This is a genomic window from Flavobacterium daemonense, assembly GCF_007341385.1.
Classification (GTDB): domain Bacteria; phylum Bacteroidota; class Bacteroidia; order Flavobacteriales; family Flavobacteriaceae; genus Flavobacterium; species Flavobacterium daemonense.
Genome location: NZ_VJYD01000018.1, coordinates 18,924 through 38,509 on the forward strand (window position 1 = coordinate 18,924; position 19,586 = coordinate 38,509).

Consider the following 19,586-nt stretch of genomic DNA (forward strand, 5'->3'; position numbering starts at 1 on the left):
TTGTAAACACAATCTGTGCAAAAAACCTTGCGACCTTTGCGGTTAAACTACAACGTATGGCAAACCTGAAACTTGAAACTAAAAAACTTGAAACAAAAACAAAAGCCCGTCTCTTTCAAGACAGGCTTTTCTAAAAAAATAAATAAAAATAAACTAACACAACTTAGTTATAACCTTGATTTTGCGTGAATTGTTTCGTAACATCAATTGTTGATTGCGGAATTGGAAATACTCTTCTAAACGGTTGTGAAGCCGATTTTGCAGTTCCCGGCAAATCAAATTTCCCGAAACGAATCATTTGTGGTCTTCTGTATAATTCCCAATACAATTCGAAACCTATTTCGTTGTACAATTGCGTGGCATCAAGTGAAGTAAGTGCTTTTCCTGGGACACTTCCAAACAAAGCCTCTCTCTTTCTGCTTGTACGTAATTTGTTTAAATCATCCATTGCTAGTCCTACACTTCCTTTTCTGAAATAAGCTTCAGCTCTCATTGTATAAATTCCGCCTAAACGATATAACGGAATATCAACATTACTGTTTCCATTTCCTCCTTCTGGATCAAATTCATATTTAAAAATACGAGCACCTTGATTGATTTCGTTTTGAGCAAAAACAGCCTGAGCAGGATTTTTAAAAGTTAATGACGGAGTGAAATCCATTCTAGTTGTAGTACTTTTTTCCATATATAATGGAGAAACTTTAATACGGCCATTAATCATTTCCAAAGAACCTGAAGACAATAAAATAGGTCCGTATTGAGGTCCAAATTCGATTCCTCTATTAAAATGAAACCAAGGTAAATTAGCACTTTTCGGAACAATATCTGTTGCTGGAACACTTACATCAGTACCGTCATTTTTAAACCAAGTTCCGTCAGAATATTGGTATTTCTGCTGAAATCTCGGGTCATCATGATTTCCGTCCCAAGTTGCGAAGAATTCTGGCGTTGTACACGCAGCGTTCGTTCCTCTGTTTGCTGCAGAAGTTCTCTGGTTACGCTCCATACACACATAAGCAAAACTGTTTGAACCGTTGCGGATGTAATCTATCTTTTGAGAAATCGCAAAAATCAGCTCTTTTCCATTATCATTATCTCTTGCGAAGTTTTTGAAATAATCACTTTCCAAAGAATATTTACCAGAATTGATCAATAACGAAGTATAATAAATTACACGATCCATATCAGTTCCGCCACCAGAAACCGCAGCTTCACTGAAATTAAAATTTGAAGCTGCATTAAAACGATCTTTAAAAACAGCACGATTCAAATACATTGTTGCCAAGAAACCATAAGCTGCTTCCTTAGTAAAACGTCCGTGATGCGTTTGTTGTTCTCCCATACTAGCCAAATCTGGAATTAATGATTCAACATCAGTAATTAATTTATCAATTTGAGTATCCGCTTTTAAAATCTGTAAAGGCGCATTTGGATTCATTGGATCTCTGTAAGGCGCTTGTCCAAATACATCTAAAGTCGTGTATAAATAATAGTCTAAAAGCCCTTTAGCTTCAGCCAAAAACAATTTTTTCTCCGGAATAGAACTTTCTTCAATAGATTGGATTGCAGTCAACGAACGCGTAATTCCGTTTGTTAATTTATTCCAGTTATCACCCACAACAGCGTTGTCAGATTTCCATGTAAACTCATGCATATCTCTCCATTTTCCACCGTCTCCCCAGTCACTTCCTCGCGTTGGCAAAATAGCTTCGTCAGTTGTGTATTCCTGCAACGAAAACATGCATCCGTGATCTGTAAAAGTTCCGTCTCCTAAACGATCATAAGCTGCCGCAAGTGCTCCGGCAGGATTTGATGCATTGTCTCCCAAAACCTCGTCTAAAACAACTTCGTCAAGATTTGTACAGCTAGCAAAAAGCCATATAAACGTGAAGAATGCGATTAATTTTATACTAAAAAATGTATTTGTTTTCATAATATTATAATTTTAAAGTTGCTCCAAAACTGAACGTTCTAGAAGTTGGGTAAGCCGCATAATCGATACCAATTGACTGATTTCCTCCGTTTGATTTTGGACTGTTGATTAATGGATCATAACCTGAATAATTTGTGATTGTAAGCAAGTTTTGTCCCGTTACATACAATGTCAATCCGTTTAACCAATTGATTCCTTTTAGGTCAAAATTGTAACCGATACGAGCTGTATTTAATCGGATAAAATCAGATTTCTCTAAGAAAAGTGTCGATAAAATTGGTGAATTTGTTGGATTTGCTCCTGATTCATAATAACCTGTTGCTACGTTTCTATCAGAAGCCAAGTTATTGATGTTTAAAGCGTTCAATCCTGTATTATTCAATAAATAACCACCTGTTTGTCCAATAATAGAGAAAGAGAACGTAAAGTTTTTGTATCTCATATCACTATTAAATCCGTAGTAAAAAGTTGGAAGCGCGCCTTCAATAATAATTCTGTCGCTGTTGTCAATTTTACCGTCTCCATTTTGATCTTTAAAAATATTACCTCCATTTGCATCAAAACCAATGTGCTGCAATAAATAGAAAGATCCCGCAGCATAACCGCTTTTGTAAATATTGGCATTAACTCCAGATTGTCCAGGTCCTGAAATTGTTCCAGTCAAAATTTCTGATACTGGCAAATCTTCAATTTTATTATTCAGCGTTGCACCGTTCATATCAATATTCCAAGAAAAATCTTTTTTGTCGATCAATTTTGAACCTAGCATGAATTCAAAACCTTTATTGATGATTTTTCCGTCGATATTTGTCCAAATTGTAGGTGTCGGACTCAAAGCTTGAGAGGGAACATTCAAAATCGCATCGGTTGTAGTTTTGTTGAAATAATCAAAAGTTCCGTACAATTTATCTTTCCATAAATTGAAATCTAAACCTAAATTATATTGCGTTACAACCTCCCATTTCAAGTCAGGATTTGGCGTTCTGTTTACCGAAACTCCGTTTACTAAGTTCAAATCGTTGTACAAGTAATATCCGTCAGCACCAGAAAGTGAATAACTTGCTTGTGTAATTTTGTTCTCAACTTCCTGATTTCCTGTTTGTCCCCAGCTTGCTCTTAATTTTAAATTGTCAACTGCAGTTACATTTTCTAAGAATTTTTCTTTAGAGATATTCCATCCCAAAGCTGCTGATGGGAAATAACCGTATTTGTTGTTTTTTCCAAAACGAGTCGAACCGTCTGCTCTCATCGAAGCTGTCAAAAGATATTTGTTATTGAAAGTGTAATTTACCCTTCCAAAATAAGATTGAAGCTCATTTTCCTGCGCATATCCAGAAACTCCAGACTGTGTTCCTGCAAAACCAGGATTGATTGCCGGCGGAACACCAACTCCTTGATTTGTAATTCCGTCAATGCTGAAACTTGTTCCCGATCTTTCAAATTTTTGGTATGAAAATCCGCCTAAAGCTTCTAATTTATGTTTATCCAAATTCAAATTATACGTCAAATAATGTTCAACTAGAGAGTTTCTAGAATCTAAATTATTCTGAACATATTTCCCTTTCGGATTCAAATCGGTTAAGTTTGGATAAATTGTCGTGTTTCTTTCTGCTGCAGAACGATCAAAACCAATGTTTATTTTATATTCCAGTCCGTCAACAATTCGCAATGAAGCTTCTAAATTTCCTAAAACTCTCAGTGTACGCGTCACATCATCATAAATGCTCAATAAATAAGCTGGATTATAATGCGCATTCATATTAAAGTTTGTGTAATTTCCTTTTGAATCAAAAACTGGTCTTGTTGGGTTTGCCATCAAAGTATGCACAATAAGCTGACCGTTAGAACCTCCGTCGTCACTTGTAGGAACTCCGTCATCTTTAGTTTCACTTGCCGTCAGGTTCATTTTTACTTTCAAACGTTTGTTGTCCAAAAACGATTCAGCAGCATTAATTCTACCCGACATACGTTTGAAATTACTTGTTTTAATAATCCCTTCCTGATTCATTTGCGCAATCGAAGCATAATAGTTACCTGATTCTGTTTGTTTTGAAAACGCAAGAGAGTTATTTGTAGTAATTGCCGTTCTGTAAATTACATCCTGCCAATCTGTATTTCCGCCGTGATCAAAAGCTGGATCTTTAATAGCTTTTCTATATTGATCAGCATTTAAAACGTCTAATTTATGAGCGACAGTAGAAAATCCTGTGTACGAATCAAAAGTTAAAGTTCCCTCTCCTTTTGAGCCTTTTTTAGTTGTAACCAAAACAACTCCGTTTGATCCTCTCGCACCATAAATTGCCGCAGCCGAAGCATCTTTCAAAACGGTAATCGATTCAATATCACTTGTATTCAAAAAGTTCAAAGGATTTTTTGCAGATGAATTTCCGAAACCAACATTACTTCCTGAAGGGCTCACATCATCATTTGACAAAGGCACGCCATCAACTACAAACAAAGGCGTACTTCCGCTTCTAATGGACCCAACACCTCTAATGGTCACGTTTACACCCGCTCCAGGCTCACCGCTTGTATTAACAACACGAACTCCGGCGATTTTCCCTTGCATTAAATTATCTACAGAAATATTTACACCTTGCTTAAAATTTGCTGCTTCAAGCTGTGTAACGGCTCCTGTAACATCTTTTTTAGATTGTTTTCCATAACCAACAACTAAAACTTCACTTAATTCAGACGTATTTGGCTCTAGCTGAATTGTCATAAAACCTTTTTGTACAGCAACAACTTTAGTTTTATAACCTAAATAAGATACTTCAATTGTTTTTCCTTCTCCAACAGTAATTTCAAATTCACCATCAAAATTAGAAACTGCACTGTTTGATGAACTTGTTTCTGTAATTGTTGCTCCAGGAATTGGCAATTTATTTTCATCAATTACTTTTCCTTTTACTTTAACTCGATCTGCAGCTTTAGTTGTTGCCGTTTTTGGCGCAGCTGTTTTCTGAATCAAAACTAATTTTCCGTTGATGTTGTAATTGAAATTTGCTTTTTTTGAAAGATCATTCAAAATTGACGAAATTGATTCTCCTCCAAAATTTACTGTATACGTTGTATTATCAGCAATTACAGCCTGTCCGTAGCTGAATTTATAATCGGTTTGTTGACTTAATTTTGAAAATATAGAAACAAGAGTTGCTTTTTCTATTTTATTTTCTAATTTTGATTTTTTTACTAAAGCTGTTTTACTGTAACCTGCCTGTAAGGTCAGTAAAGCCAGAACTAAAAAGAAAAGACTCTTTAGATTTAAATAAGAAGTTTTAAAATACATGATTTAAGTTATTGGTTTTTTACGATACTTAATTTATTCAAAGGCAGTTGTTCTCAGCAACTGCTTTTTTGTTTTAATCCACTTTTACTATTTCGCCATAAACTTTGAATTTTACGTTTGTGATATAATTTATTTGCTCTAAAACATTCTCTAATGTTGCGTCTTTCTTGATGAATACCGTTAACGGTGCTGCTAATACGCGCTCATTATCATATTGAAATGAAACGCCGTATTTATATTGTAAAATGGCAATAACTTGTTTAAGAGTCGTTTGGTTCAGCGTAATATCGGTCGTGTACCAATTCACCAAAAACGATTTATCTGCCAATTGTTTAGTCAATTTATTTGATTCGAATAAAGCTTCGTCATTCGGAACTAAGTCAACGCTCTGCCCTTTCGAACTCACGTTGACTTTTCCGGTAACAACAATCACTTCACACTTAGATTTTGACAACTGAATGTGAAATGATGTTCCTACTACTCTGGTTTTAATTTCTCTAGAAGTGATGATAAAAGGATGTTTTTTGTCCTTGGCGATTTCAAAAAATGCATTTCCTTTCAACAGAGAAACTTTTCTTTCCTCTCCCTCGAATTTTTCAGGATATTGAAATAATGAATTAGCTGCCAGATAAATTTTCGAGCCGTCACTTAATTGGATAGATTTGGGAATCGATGACGTTTTAAACGATAATTGCTTTTCGACAGCAATTTCTGGTTTAAACAAAAAGCCTAAACCGGCAAGAATAAGAATACTGGCAGCAGCTATATATTTTAAATAAGGAGTAAAAGTTTTCTTTTTTCCTATTCGAAGCTGAATATTATCATAGATATCTTGAGAAACTTCTTCAGAATTTCCCATCGAAAGGTCGTCCCATTTCGATTTTTGATATTGAGTAAAAGCAAAATCATTTAGCAGATTTTCCTCTGCAATTGAAGTTTTATTTCTTGAACTTTTATCAATTAAATGTTCTAAACTATGTTTGATTCTTTTTATCATGTTACTTTGTGTAATTATTTCAACACATAGAAACATAGTTTTACCTACTTATTAAAGTCGTTTCACTTGCATTAATAATCATAGCGTTTTGCTATGTGTAAAAACTAGTTTTTTTTAATCTCTTTATCTCAAAAGAAAACTATGTTTCTATGTGTTTAAAAAACCTATTCAATTTAAAAAGGCCTTTTATTACAAGTAAGTACCAGAATCTTGAAATCGTACTATCCGGAAATATTATGAAAACATCAACAGAAAGTTATCTTAAAAGTTTTTATGAAAAATGATAAAAGGTGCCAGCCAAGCCAAGTCTTTCAAGCCTTCGCGCAACTGTTTTATTGCCGATGAAATTTGGTTTTTCACCGTTTGTTTCGAAATTCCAAGTTCATCTGCAATCTGATCGATCGACATATCCTGAAATTTATACATCAATAAAACTTCTTTCCTTTTCTCCGGAAGTTTATCTAATAAGGCATAAAGCAAATCCATTAATTCGGGATCAATCGACGCAAAATTGTCAATAATATAATCCTCAAACTGATCTTCCAGAATAGTTTTATCAAACCTATTATTTTGGTAATGTTTAAAAACCTGATTTTTTACCGCGCGAAATAAATACGGTTCAATGGCATTGATGTTCAAATCGTCTTTGCGCTCCCATAAATCGACAAAAACATCCTGCACAATGTTCTGTGCCAAATCTTTATCCTGAGTCATCGTATACGAAAAAGCGCTGAGCTTTTTCCAGTATTGGGTATACGTTTGTTCAAAAATTTCTGGATTCTTCATGGCAGTTTTTGGTAGTATTTGGTGGTGTAAAATAATAAAATACAATACCAATACTTTTTGCCTGAAAGTTATCTTTAAATTAAATTTCGAAAACAATTGTTTTATTAATACTACTATTTTTAAACAAAAATGACATTCCATTTGCGTTTTCTTTTACTTTAGCTAACACAAAAATCAAGTGCCACGTTTACTTTAGTAACCTCTAAAAAAAGCAATTCTCTGTTGCTGCGTCTCCTTAATTCAATAATCCTAATTTCATTCAAAATCATGAAACAAATTTTGTTTACATTATTATTTGCAGGAGCTTTTCAATGGAGTCATGCGCAAAACGACAATCTAAAAATCAACCAGATACAAGTTATCGGTTCGCACAACAGTTACCGCCACGCCATCGAAACTGATTTGTACAATACGATTCAGGCAAAAGATACTACGCGTTCGCTGAAAGGGCTTCAATACACACATATAAGTCTTACGGAACAATTAAATAAAGGTTTGCGAAACTTAGAAATTGATGTTCAAGCTGATCCGAAAGGCGGAAAATTTGCGCATCCAAAAGGTCTTGACATTGCAAAATCACAAGAAGCTTATGACCCAAATGGAGAAATGAAAAAACCGGGTTTTAAAGTTTTTCATATGATTGATATTGATTTTAGAACATCTTGCTACACGCTTCAAAGTTGTCTTGCGGAATTAAAAAAATGGTCAGACGCAAATCCTGATCATGTTCCAGTTTTCATCACTTTAGAGCCAAAAGACGATGATAGTTTCTTGGGCACAAAAGCAGAGAAATTTACACCAGAGCTTTTTGATGCTTTAGACAAAGAACTTCGTAAAGGTTTAGGAAATAAAATAATCACGCCCGATATGGTTCGCGGAAAATATAAAACACTTGAAGAAGCGGTTTTAAACAATAATTGGCCGACTTTGAAAGAAGCAAAAGGAAAATTTTTATTCCTTTTAGATAATAACGGCGTAAAAAGAGATTTGTACGCATTGAATCATCCGTCCCTTAAGGGACGCGCCGTTTTTATTAATGCTGAACCGGGAAAACCAGAAGCGGCGTGGTTATTTAGAAATAATTCTGAAGATTCATCAATTACAGATTTGGTTAAAAAAGGCTACTTAATAAGAACCCGTGCCGACTCTGATACGAAGGAAGCCCGCAAAAATGATTATTCGCATTTTGAAGCTGCAAAAAAATCAGGCGCACAAATCATCTCAACAGATTATTATTTGCCAAGCACTTTCTTTGATTCTCCGTACCAAATCAAATATGATGACGGAACTTATGTGAGAACAAATCCTGTAAATGTGCAGTAATTTTTTTTTCAATCACGGTCACAGCTTTCAAGATTGTGACTGTGATTTTTTTTTTAACGCAAAGCGCGCAAAGGTTTTTCGCAAAGGGCACAAAGTTTTTTAAAGAAGATTTTATAAAAATCAAAGTTCACAAAGCTGTATTTCTAAAGCTTTGTGAACTTTTCGTTTATTAATAAACGCTAACAAAAACCTTTGCAAACTTTGTGAAAAACCTTTGCGCGTTTTGCGTTAAAAATATACACAAAATAACAAACCCGACAGGTTTTAAAAACCTGTCGGGTTTATCTTTGCGTTAAAAGAATCACTTCAAACTTTTAACTTCACCACTTTTCAAATCAACCATAAAATGATCTGCAGGAACTTCGTGCATGAATTTATTTAAAATTGTAAAGAATAATTTCACCTGTTTTTGCAAAAGTTTTTCATCAGAATTTTCTAAAACCATTTTCGATAAAATTTTATATTCTCTTGCTCTTTTCTCTCCAACATCGGCGAAAGCCAATTCATCGGCACTTCTAAAACGATAAAAATCAATTAAAAGATCATTTCCTGTCCAAGTAAAATCTTCTTTTTTAAGATTGTTTTGTGCCAACATTTGTTCCGATTTCGTTTCTGCTTCCTCCCATTCTTTTTGAAACTGCGCTTTGTTTTTCAGAATAAAATCAAAATCTTTATCAGATTTAATATTCGCCAAAACCAACAAATCCTGAGCTGAAACATTTTGAATAAAAGCAGCAAAATCAGAGGGCCAATCGTCTTTTAAAAAACGAAGACGTACTAATTCCTTTAAATGAAAATCGGTAAAATCGTGGTAATTTTTGGTTTCTAAAATATCTTTATTCCAAATATCTTTTGTGTTTTGACTTTGTAAAAACTGATATTCCATTTTATACAAATCAAAAAGCTCATCAAATCTCGGAACATCATCAATTGTAATGGTTTGAATATCCACCAAATTATCTTTCTGAATCGTCAATACTTTATACGCCGGAATATAAGCGGCAAGTGAAGGCGTTTGGATATTTACCAAAGTATTGCCTTTTGCAGTCGTTCGTATTCCAGTATCATTGATATGCATATGTCCAGCAAAATGAATTTTCAAACCAGCATCGGCAAAAACCTGCGCCACTTCTTCAACAGGAACTCGGTTCAATTGCCATTTATTTGGACCTAATAATTCTTTAATTTCCGCGGAAGCGTCATCATTAAAATCAATCATAGGAAAATGACTGAAAGCAACTAAAGTTTTACCGCGAAGTTTGGCTTCCGCCGACATATCCTGAACCCATTTTATAAGATGTTTTTTGTTTGAAAGTACATTATTGTAACCTGTACTTGCTTCAGAATAATTTTTAGGATCTTTAGGATCGCCGTCTGTTTTCTTCGGAATATAAACATTTCCGTCAATAGCCATTAACCAGAGTCCGTCAATTGGTTCAACGACATAACTCACATCTGGAACTTCAAATCCAGGCGCAACATTATACACTCTTTTAGATAATTGAGAAGCTTCGATAGCTTTTTTAAAGTCGTAATTTTGGGAAGTATAACTGGCGAAAGGAGTTGACCAGAACTTGTATTTTTTGTTGGGATAAAATCCGAAGTTTTTAAGATCTTCTGTGATGCCAAAATAACCCATTTTAGCAATATCGGCTGTTATGACAACTGGCTGTTCGATATTCATGTTTGGCTTATACATGCCGTCTTTGCTAAAAATGGGTTGGCTTTTTCCTTCTTCTCCTAAAAAATCTTCTTTACCCGATTCCTGAGCAAATGGTCCAACCGGATCATGATTTCCGGTGGTTATAAAAAACTCAATACCATATTTTTTTTGGTATTGATCTAAAATTCTCTGTAATCCACTCACGTGAATTGGCTGACCGTCATCGGTATAATCGCCCGGAAGTGCCACGTATTTTATCTTTCGTTTTGCAATATCTTCAAGAGCGGCGATGAAGGCAAAATAATTTTCATTGAAAATTCTCGTAGAGTGCAACTGCGAGGCCATCGTTCTTATTAACGCATATTTTCCGGTTTTGGTATTCAAAACTCCTTTAAAATCGTTATCTGAGAATGTTCCGAACAAATCCTGCAAGTGAACATCAGACAAAAATGCGACTTGAAGGCCATCGAGATTCTTCAATTTTTGTGCCGAAATGGTATAATTGGAAAGAATAAAAAACAATGTTGCAAACCACAGCTTACCGTTAGAAAAAAAATTAATATTCATGTTGAAATGCAGATTTTGAGGCGTTTAAAATAACTGCGCAATTTTAGCCATTAAAACCTGAACTCTCTTTACCGTATTGTTACGGAATAATAATTTTTATTGCTTTGTTTTGAGTTTAACCGCAAAGTGCGCAAAGGTTTACGCAAGGTTCGCAAGTTTTTTTGCCACAGATTGAAAGGATTAAAAATGATTTTTAAAATCTGTGTAAATCTTTTTAATCTGTTGCATTATATTTTAATCTTTGCGTGCTTTGCGTAAACCTTTGCGTACATTGCGGTTAAGAAAAAATCTAAATCTGAAGCATTTTACTCAGTTCTTCATAACTACTAAAAAGTATCGCACCCTCTTCTTCCAAATCTGAATTATTGTAGCCATTTGCAAAACCGTACACTTTAAATCCGCCAGAAATTCCTGCCTTTATTCCTGCTTTGCTGTCTTCCAGCACAATGCAATCTTTTACCTCAAAACCCATTTCTTTTGCGGCATGCAAAAATATTTCCGGTTCTGGTTTCCAACTGTTTATTTGGTACGAACTGAATATTTTATTTTCAAATTTATCAAGTAAACCAGCCACTTCAAGATTCAGTCTAATTTTTTCGACCGGACCACTTGAAGCCACACAATACGGAATTTTCAATTTTTCGATAAAATCTACAACACCTTCCATTGGTTTTACTTGCGTTTTAAAAGCTTCAAAACTTTTTTGGCGGTATTCTTCTTCAAAATTTTCAGGTAATTTTTGATGTATTGCTTCTTCAATATATCGGAAACAATCTTTCAAATTCCTCCCGTTGAAATCGCGGTAAGCATCTTCAATATCCATTTTAAACCCATATTCTGATGCCATTTCAAGCAAAATTCCATTTCCTATTTTTTCTGTATCAACTAAAACTCCGTCACAATCGAAAATAATGCACTTAACTTCCATATTCATTTTTAAACTTTTAATAATGTAGAGACTTAACTGGCGTCTCAGGAATTGTAAAGTACAAATTAAAATAAATCCTGAAAGCACAACCAATAACAAATTAACAGAAATTTGTACATTTTTATACCTAATAATGTATCTCCAATTCTGATTTGCAACGTATCTTTATGACCTCAAACTTTATTTAACAGAGCAACAATTAAAATTATAAATTGTGAAAAAAAATCTTTTACTGACTGTAATTCTAGCAAGTAATTTTGCGATACATTCTCAAAACAAAACCATAACAATCACCAATACTTTAGCGACCGACAGAGAATTTGAAACAGTCGAATTAACTAAAAAAATACTGGGTTTGCCAACAGCGGCAAAACTTGATAATTATATCATTAAAAACAACAATTCAATTTTAGAAACCCAAACTGTTGATAATGATGGCGACGGAAATATGGATGTCCTTTTGTTTCAACCAAAAATTAAAGCAAAATCAAAAGAGGAATTTGAAGTTTTAGTTGGAACTAATCCGAATGCATCGCAAGTTGCAAGCTGCTATTCTAGATTTGTACCCGAAAGAATTGATGATTATGCATGGGAAAACAACAAGGTCGCTTTTAGAGCATATGGACCAGTGGCGCAAAAAATGGTCGAAGATAAAGTTCCCGGAGGTGCCTTGACGAGCGGAATTGATGCTTGGTTAAAAAGAGTCGAGTATCCAATCATCAACAAATGGTATGATAAAATGACTACCGGAAAGGGAACTTATCATAAAGATACGGGTGAAGGTCTAGACAATTTTCAGGTTGGCGACAGCCGAGGAATTGGCGGAATTGCTGTAAATATTGATGGAAAATATTATTTTTCAAAGAATTTTGTCAGCTGGAAAACCATTACAACAGGACCAATCAGAACGAGTTTTATTTTAACTTATGCAGACTGGGATGCAAAGGGAAACAAAATAACTGAATCAAAATTGATTAGTCTGGATTACGGAAGCTATCTTTCACGTTATGAAACATCAATTACTGGAACTAAAACTATTGCTGTCGGGATAACGCTTCATGATAAAAAAGGAACTATTGGAACTGATTTAAAAAAGGGATGGCTGAGTTATTGGGAACCACTTGATGATTCTGAAATTGGAATGGGAATAGTTGCACCAAAAAATACTCTGACAAGCTTTGATAATCACGTTACAAACGAAAAAGAATTAAGCAATTTGTACGGGAATATCTCGGTTAAAAACGAAAAAGCAATTTATTATACCGGTTTTGGATGGAAAAAAGGAAGTCCATTTCAAACCAAACAAGAATGGGAAACGTATTTGACTTCTTTTGCAGAGAAAATAAATAATCCGCTTGTTGTTAAGGTGAAGAAGTAATCTTCTCATTTTTGTCATTTCGACCGAAGGGAGAAATCACACTAGAAACTCCGCAAAGAAAATCACCAATCTTTGTCGACTCACTAGTGTGATTTCTCCCTTCGGTCGAAATGACAATCTTTGTGTTTTACCTTACTTTCGCAGGAGAATAATTTTCTTTTAAAATAATTTCAAGCGGGATATAATTTGTTTGCTCCGTCTCTTCCTGAAGCACTAATTTTTTATACAAATAATTAATCCCCATATAACCCTGCTCTTCTGGTCTTTGGTTGATTAAAAAATCGATTATTCCTTTGTTCAAATATTCAATATTTTCGTTTAGCAAATCGAAACCAATAATTCGGATGCCGTTTATATTGTTTTTTTCTAGAAATCGAGCTACAATATATGCCCTAGAATTTGGTACAAAAATACTGTTGATACCTTTAAACATTTCCACACAAAGCTGATCGATACCGGAATCTTTAATGGTAATTTCAGAAAACTTGAAATTTGTCAATTCGTCGTGATCCTTAAAATAAGAATAGAATCCGTCAATTCGCTGCAGATACACCGATGTGCTTTCGATTTCTCTTGCAATTTTGAAAATCAAAACCTGTCTTTCATTTTTAACTGCAAAACTAATTAGTCTTCCAGCCAAATAACCACTCTGAAAAGCATCTTGACCCACATACGCATGTCCATTTTCCTCAGAGATATTTGAATCGATCATCACAACCGGAATATTTTTCTTTTCATATTCCTTTAAAAACCGAACCGAATCTTCGTAAAAAATTGGTGCAAAAAGCAGTCCGTCACAATCAAAATCGATGACTTTTTCAATCTGCTTCTGAAAAGATTCTTTATTAAAATCGTAGAAAAAATAATCCAGCACAATACCAAATTTCGCAAACTCGGCAGCCGCTTTTTCGACTCCAGAAATCTGGCTTTTCCAGTATTCCAAATTTTCATATTTGGGTAAAAAAACCGCGATGCGAAACTTTTTATTCAGTGCCAAATTACTTGCGAGAATATTTCGTTTGTAACCATATTCTTCAATAATGGCATTTACCTTATCAACATTTTCTTGAGCTACTTGTCCGCGGTTATGAATGATTCTGTCAACCGTTCCAGGCGAGACATTTGCTAGTGCTGCTATTTCTTTGATCGTTATGATATCGCTGATTTTTAAGTTAAAAAAATTAATTACCCACGTAAAAATATTATTATTTTCATCAAATATAAGTTGTTTTACATAACTTTTTATATACATTTGTAAAATACCGTGTGCGTACACGCAAAAATACACAAACGATTAAAACAAAAGAGTATTAAGTTGTTTTTTTATTCTTTAAAATAGTTTAAAACCTTAGTTTCAAATAATTATAAAAAATAAACTCAAATAATTAATATTCAATATTTTTTAATGTATTATCAAAAGTAAAACTTTAAATAATTTTAAATTATAAAACATACATTTTCAAGTATTTAAAGAAACAGAAAATGCAATTAATGTCAAAAACATGACATTATAAAACTAAATAACTAAAAACCAATAAAATACAATAGTTTATTTAAACAAAATATTAAACAAAAAACATTTCAAATAAACCAAATAAAATGATAGTAGATTCATTGCACAATGCAGCAAAATATTTCGGGTTGCATCCTAATTTCAAAACAGCTTTTGATTATGTGAGTCAGAATGACGTTACGAAACTTGAAGAAGGAGTTTTGGAAATTGCAAAAGGATTAAAACTGATCGTAATTGCAGGCGAAGGAACAACCAAAGAACAAAGCATTAAAGGTTTTGAATGCCACGACAAAAACATTGACATTCAAATTGTGATTCAAGGTCCAGAAACCTACGCGTGGAAACCGAGAGAAAAATGTGTGAGCCCAAATGGTGATTACAGCGATGAAAAAGACGTTCGTTTTTTTCATGATCAACCAGATATGTTTTTTCAATTGCAGGAAAAACAATTTGCGATTTTATATCCAGAAGATGTCCATGCCGCAATGATTGGCGAAGGATCGTTGAAAAAATTGGTTTTTAAAGTAAAAATCTAGACATGAACTCGATTAAAAACACAGCAGAAATTATTGCAAAGCAAGGCATGCTTCCTTTGTATTTCAATACTAGTGAAACTGTGAGTATTGAAGTACTTCGTGCTTTATACAAAGCAGGAATCAGAGCGGTTGAATACACAAACCGCGGTGCAGAAGCTTTAGTGAATTTCAAAAAAATGGTGGAAGTCAGAAATGCAGAAATGCCAGAAATGCTTTTAGGAATTGGCACTATTAAAAACGAATCACAAGCAAAAGATTTTCATGAGGCAGGCGCAGATTTCTTTATTAGTCCCGGTTTTGTTCCAGAAGTTAATGCTTTTCTAAAAGATAAAAACGCACTTTATACTCCTGGCTGCATGACGCCTACAGAAATTATAGCGGCAGAAAATTCGGGAGTAACTTTCATAAAACTATTTCCGGGAAACATTCTTGGCCCAGAATTTATGAGCAGTATTAAAGATGTTTTTCCGCAGCTGACTTTTATGGTGACCGGAGGTGTTGATACCACACATGCCAGCATACAAAGCTGGTTTTCTGCAGGTGTATCGGCAGTTGGAATGGGCAGCAAACTCATTACCAAAAAACGCATGAACGAAGCAGATTATGCGACAATCGAAATTGAAACAAAAAAAGTGCTCGAGGCAATTGAGACTTTGCGAAAACAATAACTATTTACATGGATTCACTATTTAATTTAAAAGGAAAAATTGCACTTATTACAGGCGGTGCCGGCGTACTTGGCAGCAACTTTGCAAACGTTTTGGCAAAACAAGGCGTGATTGTCGGGATCGTTTCTCAATCGCTTGAAAAAGCAGAAAAAACCGTAAAAACTATCGAAGAAAACGGTGGACAAGCTTTTGCTGTTCAAGCCAATGTTTTAAAGAAAGAAGAGGTAGAAAAAGCAAGAGATTTTATTGTTGAGAAATACGGACGTCTGGATATTCTGATCAATGCAGCCGGCGGAAATATGCCCGGCGCTACAATTCAGCCAGATCAATCGGTTTACGACATGAAAACCGAAGATTTACAGCAAGTAATCGACTTGAATATCATTGGAACAATGCTTCCTTCTCAGGTATTTGCAGCACTTTTTGCAAAACAAAAATCAGGAAACATTATCAATATTTCATCAGCATCAGCACAAAGACCATTAACGAGAGTAGTTGGATATTCGGCTTCAAAAGCGGCAATTGATAATTTCACACAATGGATGGCGGTTGAACTAGCTACAAAATATGGCGAGGGAATTCGTGTAAATGCTATTTCGCCAGGATTTTTCATTGGTGAACAAAACCGTGCTTTACTACTGACTCCAGACGGAAAATTGACGCCAAGAGGCGAAAAAATCATTGGCCAAACTCCTATGGGAAGATTTGGAACTCCTGAAGATATTGACGGTGCACTTTTATATTTATGCAGCGACATGTCAAAATTCGTAACTGGAACGGTATTAAAAGTTGACGGCGGTTTTGCAGCAACGAGTATTTAGATTAAAAAACAACAAACCAAAATACCTACAAGGTTTTAAAAACCTTGCAGGAAATAAATAATATAAAATGGAACAAACATTACGCTGGTTCGGACCAAATGACCCTGTTTCTTTACAAGATATTGCTCAAACTGGAGCAACCGGGATTGTAACCGCTTTACACCATATTCCAAACGGAGAAGTTTGGAGCATTGAAGAAATCATTAAACGAAAAGTCGAAATTGAGCACCAAGACGGCGACCCTAAAAAAGGCGCTTCGGGCTTGACTTGGTCGGTTGTTGAAAGTGTTCCGGTGCATGAAGACATTAAAAAGAAAACCGGAAATTATCTTCAATACATTGAAAACTACAAAGAAAGCATTCGAAATTTAGCTTTGTGCGGCATTAAATGCATTTGCTACAACTTTATGCCTGTTTTAGATTGGTCAAGAACCGATTTATCTTATACGGTTGAAGATGGTTCAAAAGCGCTTCGTTTTGACATTAACGCTTTTGCTGCTTTTGAATTGTATATTTTGAAAAGACCAGGTGCAGAAAAAGAATATTCGGCAGAGCAAATTCAGAAAGCCAAAGCCTATTTTGAAGCCATGACTGCTGAGGATAAAGTAAAATTACAGCAAAATATTTTGGCGGGACTTCCGGGTGCTGAAGAAGCTTATACAGTTGAAGATTTCTTGGTGACTTTAAGTGCTTATAATCATGTTGACAGACAAGCTTTAAAAAATAATCTTTTTTCTTTTTTGAAAGAAATTATTCCGGTAGCCGAAAGTAAAGGCGTTTTGATGGCGATTCATCCAGACGATCCTCCCTACCCTATTTTAGGTTTGCCGAGAGTGGTAAGCACAGAAGAAGATTTGGTTGATTTAATGAATGCAGCACCTTCAAAATCAAACGGATTTACAATGTGTACGGGTTCTTACGGCGTTCGCGCTGACAATGATTTACCTGGAATGGTGCGACGTCACGGCGATAAAATGAATTTTATTCACTTAAGAAGCACGCAGCGTGATGAAGAAGGAAGTTTCTATGAAGCGAACCATCTTGAAGGTGATGTTGATATGTATGAAGTAGTAAAAGCGATTTTAGAAGTTGAAAAAAGAAACAACAGCAAATTGCCAATGCGTCCTGACCATGGTCATCAAATGCTGGATGATTTAAAGAAAAAAACAAATCCGGGATATTCTGCAATTGGACGTTTAAGAGGTTTAGCAGAGTTGCGCGGACTGGAATTAGGGATTAAAAGATCTTTATAAAGGGATTTGGCCACGACGCGAAATTTTTTTTTTCACGCAGATCTAAAGTTTAGTTTGTCATTCCGAGGAACGAGGAATCTCCACAAGAAACTCTGCAAACTAAATCGACAATCTTTGTCGAGCTACTTGCGGAGATTCCTCGTTCCTCGGAATGACAAAAAGAACTTTGCGACTTTGCGTGATTAAAAACATAAAGCTTAAAAAAATCTTTCCGTCTTTGCGCCTTCGTGGCAAAAAAAAAAAATAACTAACCAAAAAACCACAAACCACCATGATTCGTTCAGCCATATTTACCTTTTGCAGTCTGGTTGTGAATATTGCAATGGCGCAGGAATTGCCGAAAATCATTACTTCAAAAACCAACTATCTTCCCGATTTTAGTTTTGCCGGCTATCATTTTGGCGAAAGCGCGCTTCCTGAATTTCAAGGAAAAATCATCAATGCAACTGATTTTGGTGTAAAAGCAAATGATAATCTAGACGACTCAAAAGCACTTTTAAAAGCTTTAAAAGCTGCCAATGCCGTTGATGGAAATGTGATCCTGCAATTGCCAGAAGGCCGAATTATTCTGAGTGATATTCTCTACATCGAGAGAAGCAATTTTGTACTTCGTGGTGCGGGTTCTGGTGAAAAAGGAACAGAAATTTATTGCCCAAGACCAATGATGTATCTTAAAGATCCTGAATCTTTGGCTGAATTGCGAGAATACCTAACCACTTTTGACAAAAGACAACGCGAATCTGAAAACAACATCGACTTGCCTTTTTCACAATATGCTTGGTCTGGAGGGTTCATTTGGACGCAAGTTTCGGGTGAACGTGTAAAATCGTATTTGGATAAATATGAACCAGAACCAGCATATTTAGCTAAAGTCAGTTCTGGAAAAATGGGTGATTTTAACATCAACGTTTCTGAAGTTAAAAACTTAAAAGTTGGAGATATTGTCGAATTGCAATTATTCAATAAAGACGGTGAAAATGGCGAAATCATAAAAGATTTATACCAAGGTGCCAATGTAAAACCGGGCTCACATCATTGGAATTTTCCAAAACTTCCAATTGTTCGCCAACAAGTTGAAATCGTAAAAATATCTGGCTCTAAAATCACTTTAAAAACACCTTTAACCATTGCAATAAAGCCAAGTTATCAGGCGCAATTAGTTGAATGGAAACATTTGAACGAAGTCGGAATTGAGCATCTTCGTTTTACTTTTCCTGATATTCCGCGTGTGGCCCATCACGTTGAACCTGGAAATAACGGAATATTTTTAACTCGTCTTTTCAACAGTTGGGTTGAAGATGTAAAAATCACAAATGCCGACAGCGGTATTTTAGCCGAAGAAGTTTCAAATGTTACGATTCAGGATATTACAACAGATGGAACGCATTTGGCACATTATACAGTGACTTTAGGCGGTGTTCATAATGTATTGGTAAAGAATCTGAAAATATATAATTCGTCGGTTCATCCTTTGAGTTTTAACACTTTTTCGACTAAAAACGTGTATCAAAACTGTGAGATTTTTACAGATCCGGTTTTAGATCAACATTCGGGAGCTAATCATCAAAATTTATTTGACAATATCACAGTGCATTTAAAAACAGCCAAAAATAACAGCTATGCTTTATTTGGAGGTGGCGGCGCTGAATACTGGAAACCATCCCACGGACCTTTCAGTACTTTTTGGAATTTAAATGTTCAAGTCGAAAATCCCGATGCATCAAAACCAGTGTTATTATACGGAATGAAAGACGGTGCTTTTGCCCGAATCATTGGCGTACACGGAAATACAAAATTTGAAATCAAATACGACGTCGATCCTTATATTGAATTTTTAAACATGCCGATAGAGAAGATTCCGTCGCTATATGATTATCAATTAAAAAAAAGGTTAAAATAGGAAAATAGACTCAAAGGTACAGAGAGGCAAAG

At 35.0% G+C, this 19,586-nt stretch carries 14 protein-coding genes; 7 read left to right on the plus strand and 7 right to left on the minus strand.

Features of this window, described 5'->3' with window-relative positions; translation table 11 throughout:
* Positions 1-163 precede the first annotated feature (163 nt).
* The 4 genes from FND99_RS18190 to FND99_RS18205 all read right to left on the minus strand — a co-directional run bounded on the left by FND99_RS18190 (position 164) and on the right by FND99_RS18205 (position 7,005).
* Complete coding sequence (locus FND99_RS18190) at positions 164-1,933, minus strand: RagB/SusD family nutrient uptake outer membrane protein (RefSeq protein ID WP_144339360.1); 1,770 nt, start codon at positions 1,931-1,933, stop codon at positions 164-166.
* 4 nt (positions 1,934-1,937) lie between these two features.
* Positions 1,938-5,222, minus strand: coding sequence for a SusC/RagA family TonB-linked outer membrane protein (locus tag FND99_RS18195; RefSeq protein ID WP_144339361.1), 3,285 nt, complete (start codon positions 5,220-5,222; stop codon positions 1,938-1,940).
* A 73-nt stretch (positions 5,223-5,295) separates the two neighbouring features.
* Positions 5,296-6,219: a FecR family protein gene (locus FND99_RS18200; RefSeq protein WP_144339362.1), complete on the minus strand. Its 924-nt coding sequence runs from the start codon at positions 6,217-6,219 to the stop codon at positions 5,296-5,298.
* A 261-nt stretch (positions 6,220-6,480) separates the two neighbouring features.
* Complete coding sequence (locus tag FND99_RS18205; protein WP_144339363.1) at positions 6,481-7,005, minus strand: RNA polymerase sigma-70 factor; 525 nt, start codon at positions 7,003-7,005, stop codon at positions 6,481-6,483.
* Positions 7,006-7,272: 267 nt separating this feature from the next.
* On the opposite strand from FND99_RS18205, the gene FND99_RS18210 reads away from it, so the two are divergent.
* Complete coding sequence (locus FND99_RS18210) at positions 7,273-8,328, plus strand: phosphatidylinositol-specific phospholipase C1-like protein (protein ID WP_144339364.1); 1,056 nt, start codon at positions 7,273-7,275, stop codon at positions 8,326-8,328.
* 301 nt (positions 8,329-8,629) lie between these two features.
* Here FND99_RS18210 and FND99_RS18215 read toward each other — a convergent pair whose 3' ends face one another.
* Both FND99_RS18215 and FND99_RS18220 read right to left on the minus strand, forming a co-directional pair.
* A complete protein-coding gene (locus FND99_RS18215) occupies positions 8,630-10,558 on the minus strand; it encodes a metallophosphoesterase family protein (protein ID WP_144339365.1) in 1,929 nt (642 codons plus the stop codon).
* Between the two features lie 289 nt (positions 10,559-10,847).
* Complete coding sequence (locus tag FND99_RS18220) at positions 10,848-11,492, minus strand: HAD family hydrolase (RefSeq protein WP_246074243.1); 645 nt, start codon at positions 11,490-11,492, stop codon at positions 10,848-10,850.
* Between the two features lie 208 nt (positions 11,493-11,700).
* On the opposite strand from FND99_RS18220, the gene FND99_RS18225 reads away from it, so the two are divergent.
* Positions 11,701-12,864, plus strand: coding sequence for a DUF4861 family protein (locus tag FND99_RS18225; protein ID WP_144339366.1), 1,164 nt, complete (start codon positions 11,701-11,703; stop codon positions 12,862-12,864).
* Positions 12,865-12,991: 127 nt separating this feature from the next.
* On the opposite strand, the gene FND99_RS18230 is transcribed toward FND99_RS18225, so the two are convergent.
* Complete coding sequence (locus tag FND99_RS18230) at positions 12,992-14,116, minus strand: LacI family DNA-binding transcriptional regulator (protein ID WP_144339367.1); 1,125 nt, start codon at positions 14,114-14,116, stop codon at positions 12,992-12,994.
* Positions 14,117-14,463: 347 nt separating this feature from the next.
* Here FND99_RS18230 and FND99_RS18235 point away from each other — a divergent pair, with 347 nt between their 5' ends.
* The 5 genes from FND99_RS18235 (at position 14,464) to FND99_RS18255 (ending at position 19,554) form a co-directional block, all read left to right on the plus strand.
* Positions 14,464-14,913, plus strand: a complete 450-nt coding sequence (locus FND99_RS18235) for a YhcH/YjgK/YiaL family protein (RefSeq protein ID WP_144339368.1) — start codon at positions 14,464-14,466, stop codon at positions 14,911-14,913.
* A gap of 2 nt (positions 14,914-14,915) precedes the next feature.
* Complete coding sequence (locus tag FND99_RS18240; protein WP_144339369.1) at positions 14,916-15,581, plus strand: bifunctional 4-hydroxy-2-oxoglutarate aldolase/2-dehydro-3-deoxy-phosphogluconate aldolase; 666 nt, start codon at positions 14,916-14,918, stop codon at positions 15,579-15,581.
* A gap of 8 nt (positions 15,582-15,589) precedes the next feature.
* Positions 15,590-16,402, plus strand: a complete 813-nt coding sequence (locus FND99_RS18245; protein ID WP_144339370.1) for an SDR family oxidoreductase — start codon at positions 15,590-15,592, stop codon at positions 16,400-16,402.
* 67 nt (positions 16,403-16,469) lie between these two features.
* The gene (gene uxuA / locus FND99_RS18250; protein WP_144339371.1) at positions 16,470-17,654 is read left to right on the plus strand and encodes a mannonate dehydratase; all 1,185 of its coding nucleotides are present in this window, start codon (positions 16,470-16,472) and stop codon (positions 17,652-17,654) included.
* A 271-nt stretch (positions 17,655-17,925) separates the two neighbouring features.
* The gene (locus FND99_RS18255; RefSeq protein WP_144339372.1) at positions 17,926-19,554 is read left to right on the plus strand and encodes a DUF4955 domain-containing protein; all 1,629 of its coding nucleotides are present in this window, start codon (positions 17,926-17,928) and stop codon (positions 19,552-19,554) included.
* The last annotated feature ends 32 nt before the right edge of the window (positions 19,555-19,586 follow it).

Excerpts from the sequence above, each read along its gene's own strand:
- FND99_RS18220 (WP_246074243.1), bottom strand. The coding sequence starts at position 11,492 with ATGAATATGGAAGTTAAGTGCATTATTTTCGATTGTGACGGAGTTTTA.
- FND99_RS18245 (WP_144339370.1), top strand. The coding sequence starts at position 15,590 with ATGGATTCACTATTTAATTTAAAAGGAAAAATTGCACTTATTACAGGC.
- FND99_RS18215 (WP_144339365.1), bottom strand. The coding sequence starts at position 10,558 with ATGAATATTAATTTTTTTTCTAACGGTAAGCTGTGGTTTGCAACATTG.
- FND99_RS18200 (WP_144339362.1), bottom strand. The coding sequence starts at position 6,219 with ATGATAAAAAGAATCAAACATAGTTTAGAACATTTAATTGATAAAAGT.
- FND99_RS18205 (WP_144339363.1), bottom strand. The coding sequence starts at position 7,005 with ATGAAGAATCCAGAAATTTTTGAACAAACGTATACCCAATACTGGAAA.
- FND99_RS18235 (WP_144339368.1), top strand. The coding sequence starts at position 14,464 with ATGATAGTAGATTCATTGCACAATGCAGCAAAATATTTCGGGTTGCAT.
- uxuA (WP_144339371.1), top strand. The coding sequence starts at position 16,470 with ATGGAACAAACATTACGCTGGTTCGGACCAAATGACCCTGTTTCTTTA.
- FND99_RS18195 (WP_144339361.1), bottom strand. The coding sequence starts at position 5,222 with ATGTATTTTAAAACTTCTTATTTAAATCTAAAGAGTCTTTTCTTTTTA.
- FND99_RS18255 (WP_144339372.1), top strand. The coding sequence starts at position 17,926 with ATGATTCGTTCAGCCATATTTACCTTTTGCAGTCTGGTTGTGAATATT.
- FND99_RS18230 (WP_144339367.1), bottom strand. The coding sequence starts at position 14,116 with ATGTATATAAAAAGTTATGTAAAACAACTTATATTTGATGAAAATAAT.
- FND99_RS18190 (WP_144339360.1), bottom strand. The coding sequence starts at position 1,933 with ATGAAAACAAATACATTTTTTAGTATAAAATTAATCGCATTCTTCACG.
- FND99_RS18240 (WP_144339369.1), top strand. The coding sequence starts at position 14,916 with ATGAACTCGATTAAAAACACAGCAGAAATTATTGCAAAGCAAGGCATG.
- FND99_RS18210 (WP_144339364.1), top strand. The coding sequence starts at position 7,273 with ATGAAACAAATTTTGTTTACATTATTATTTGCAGGAGCTTTTCAATGG.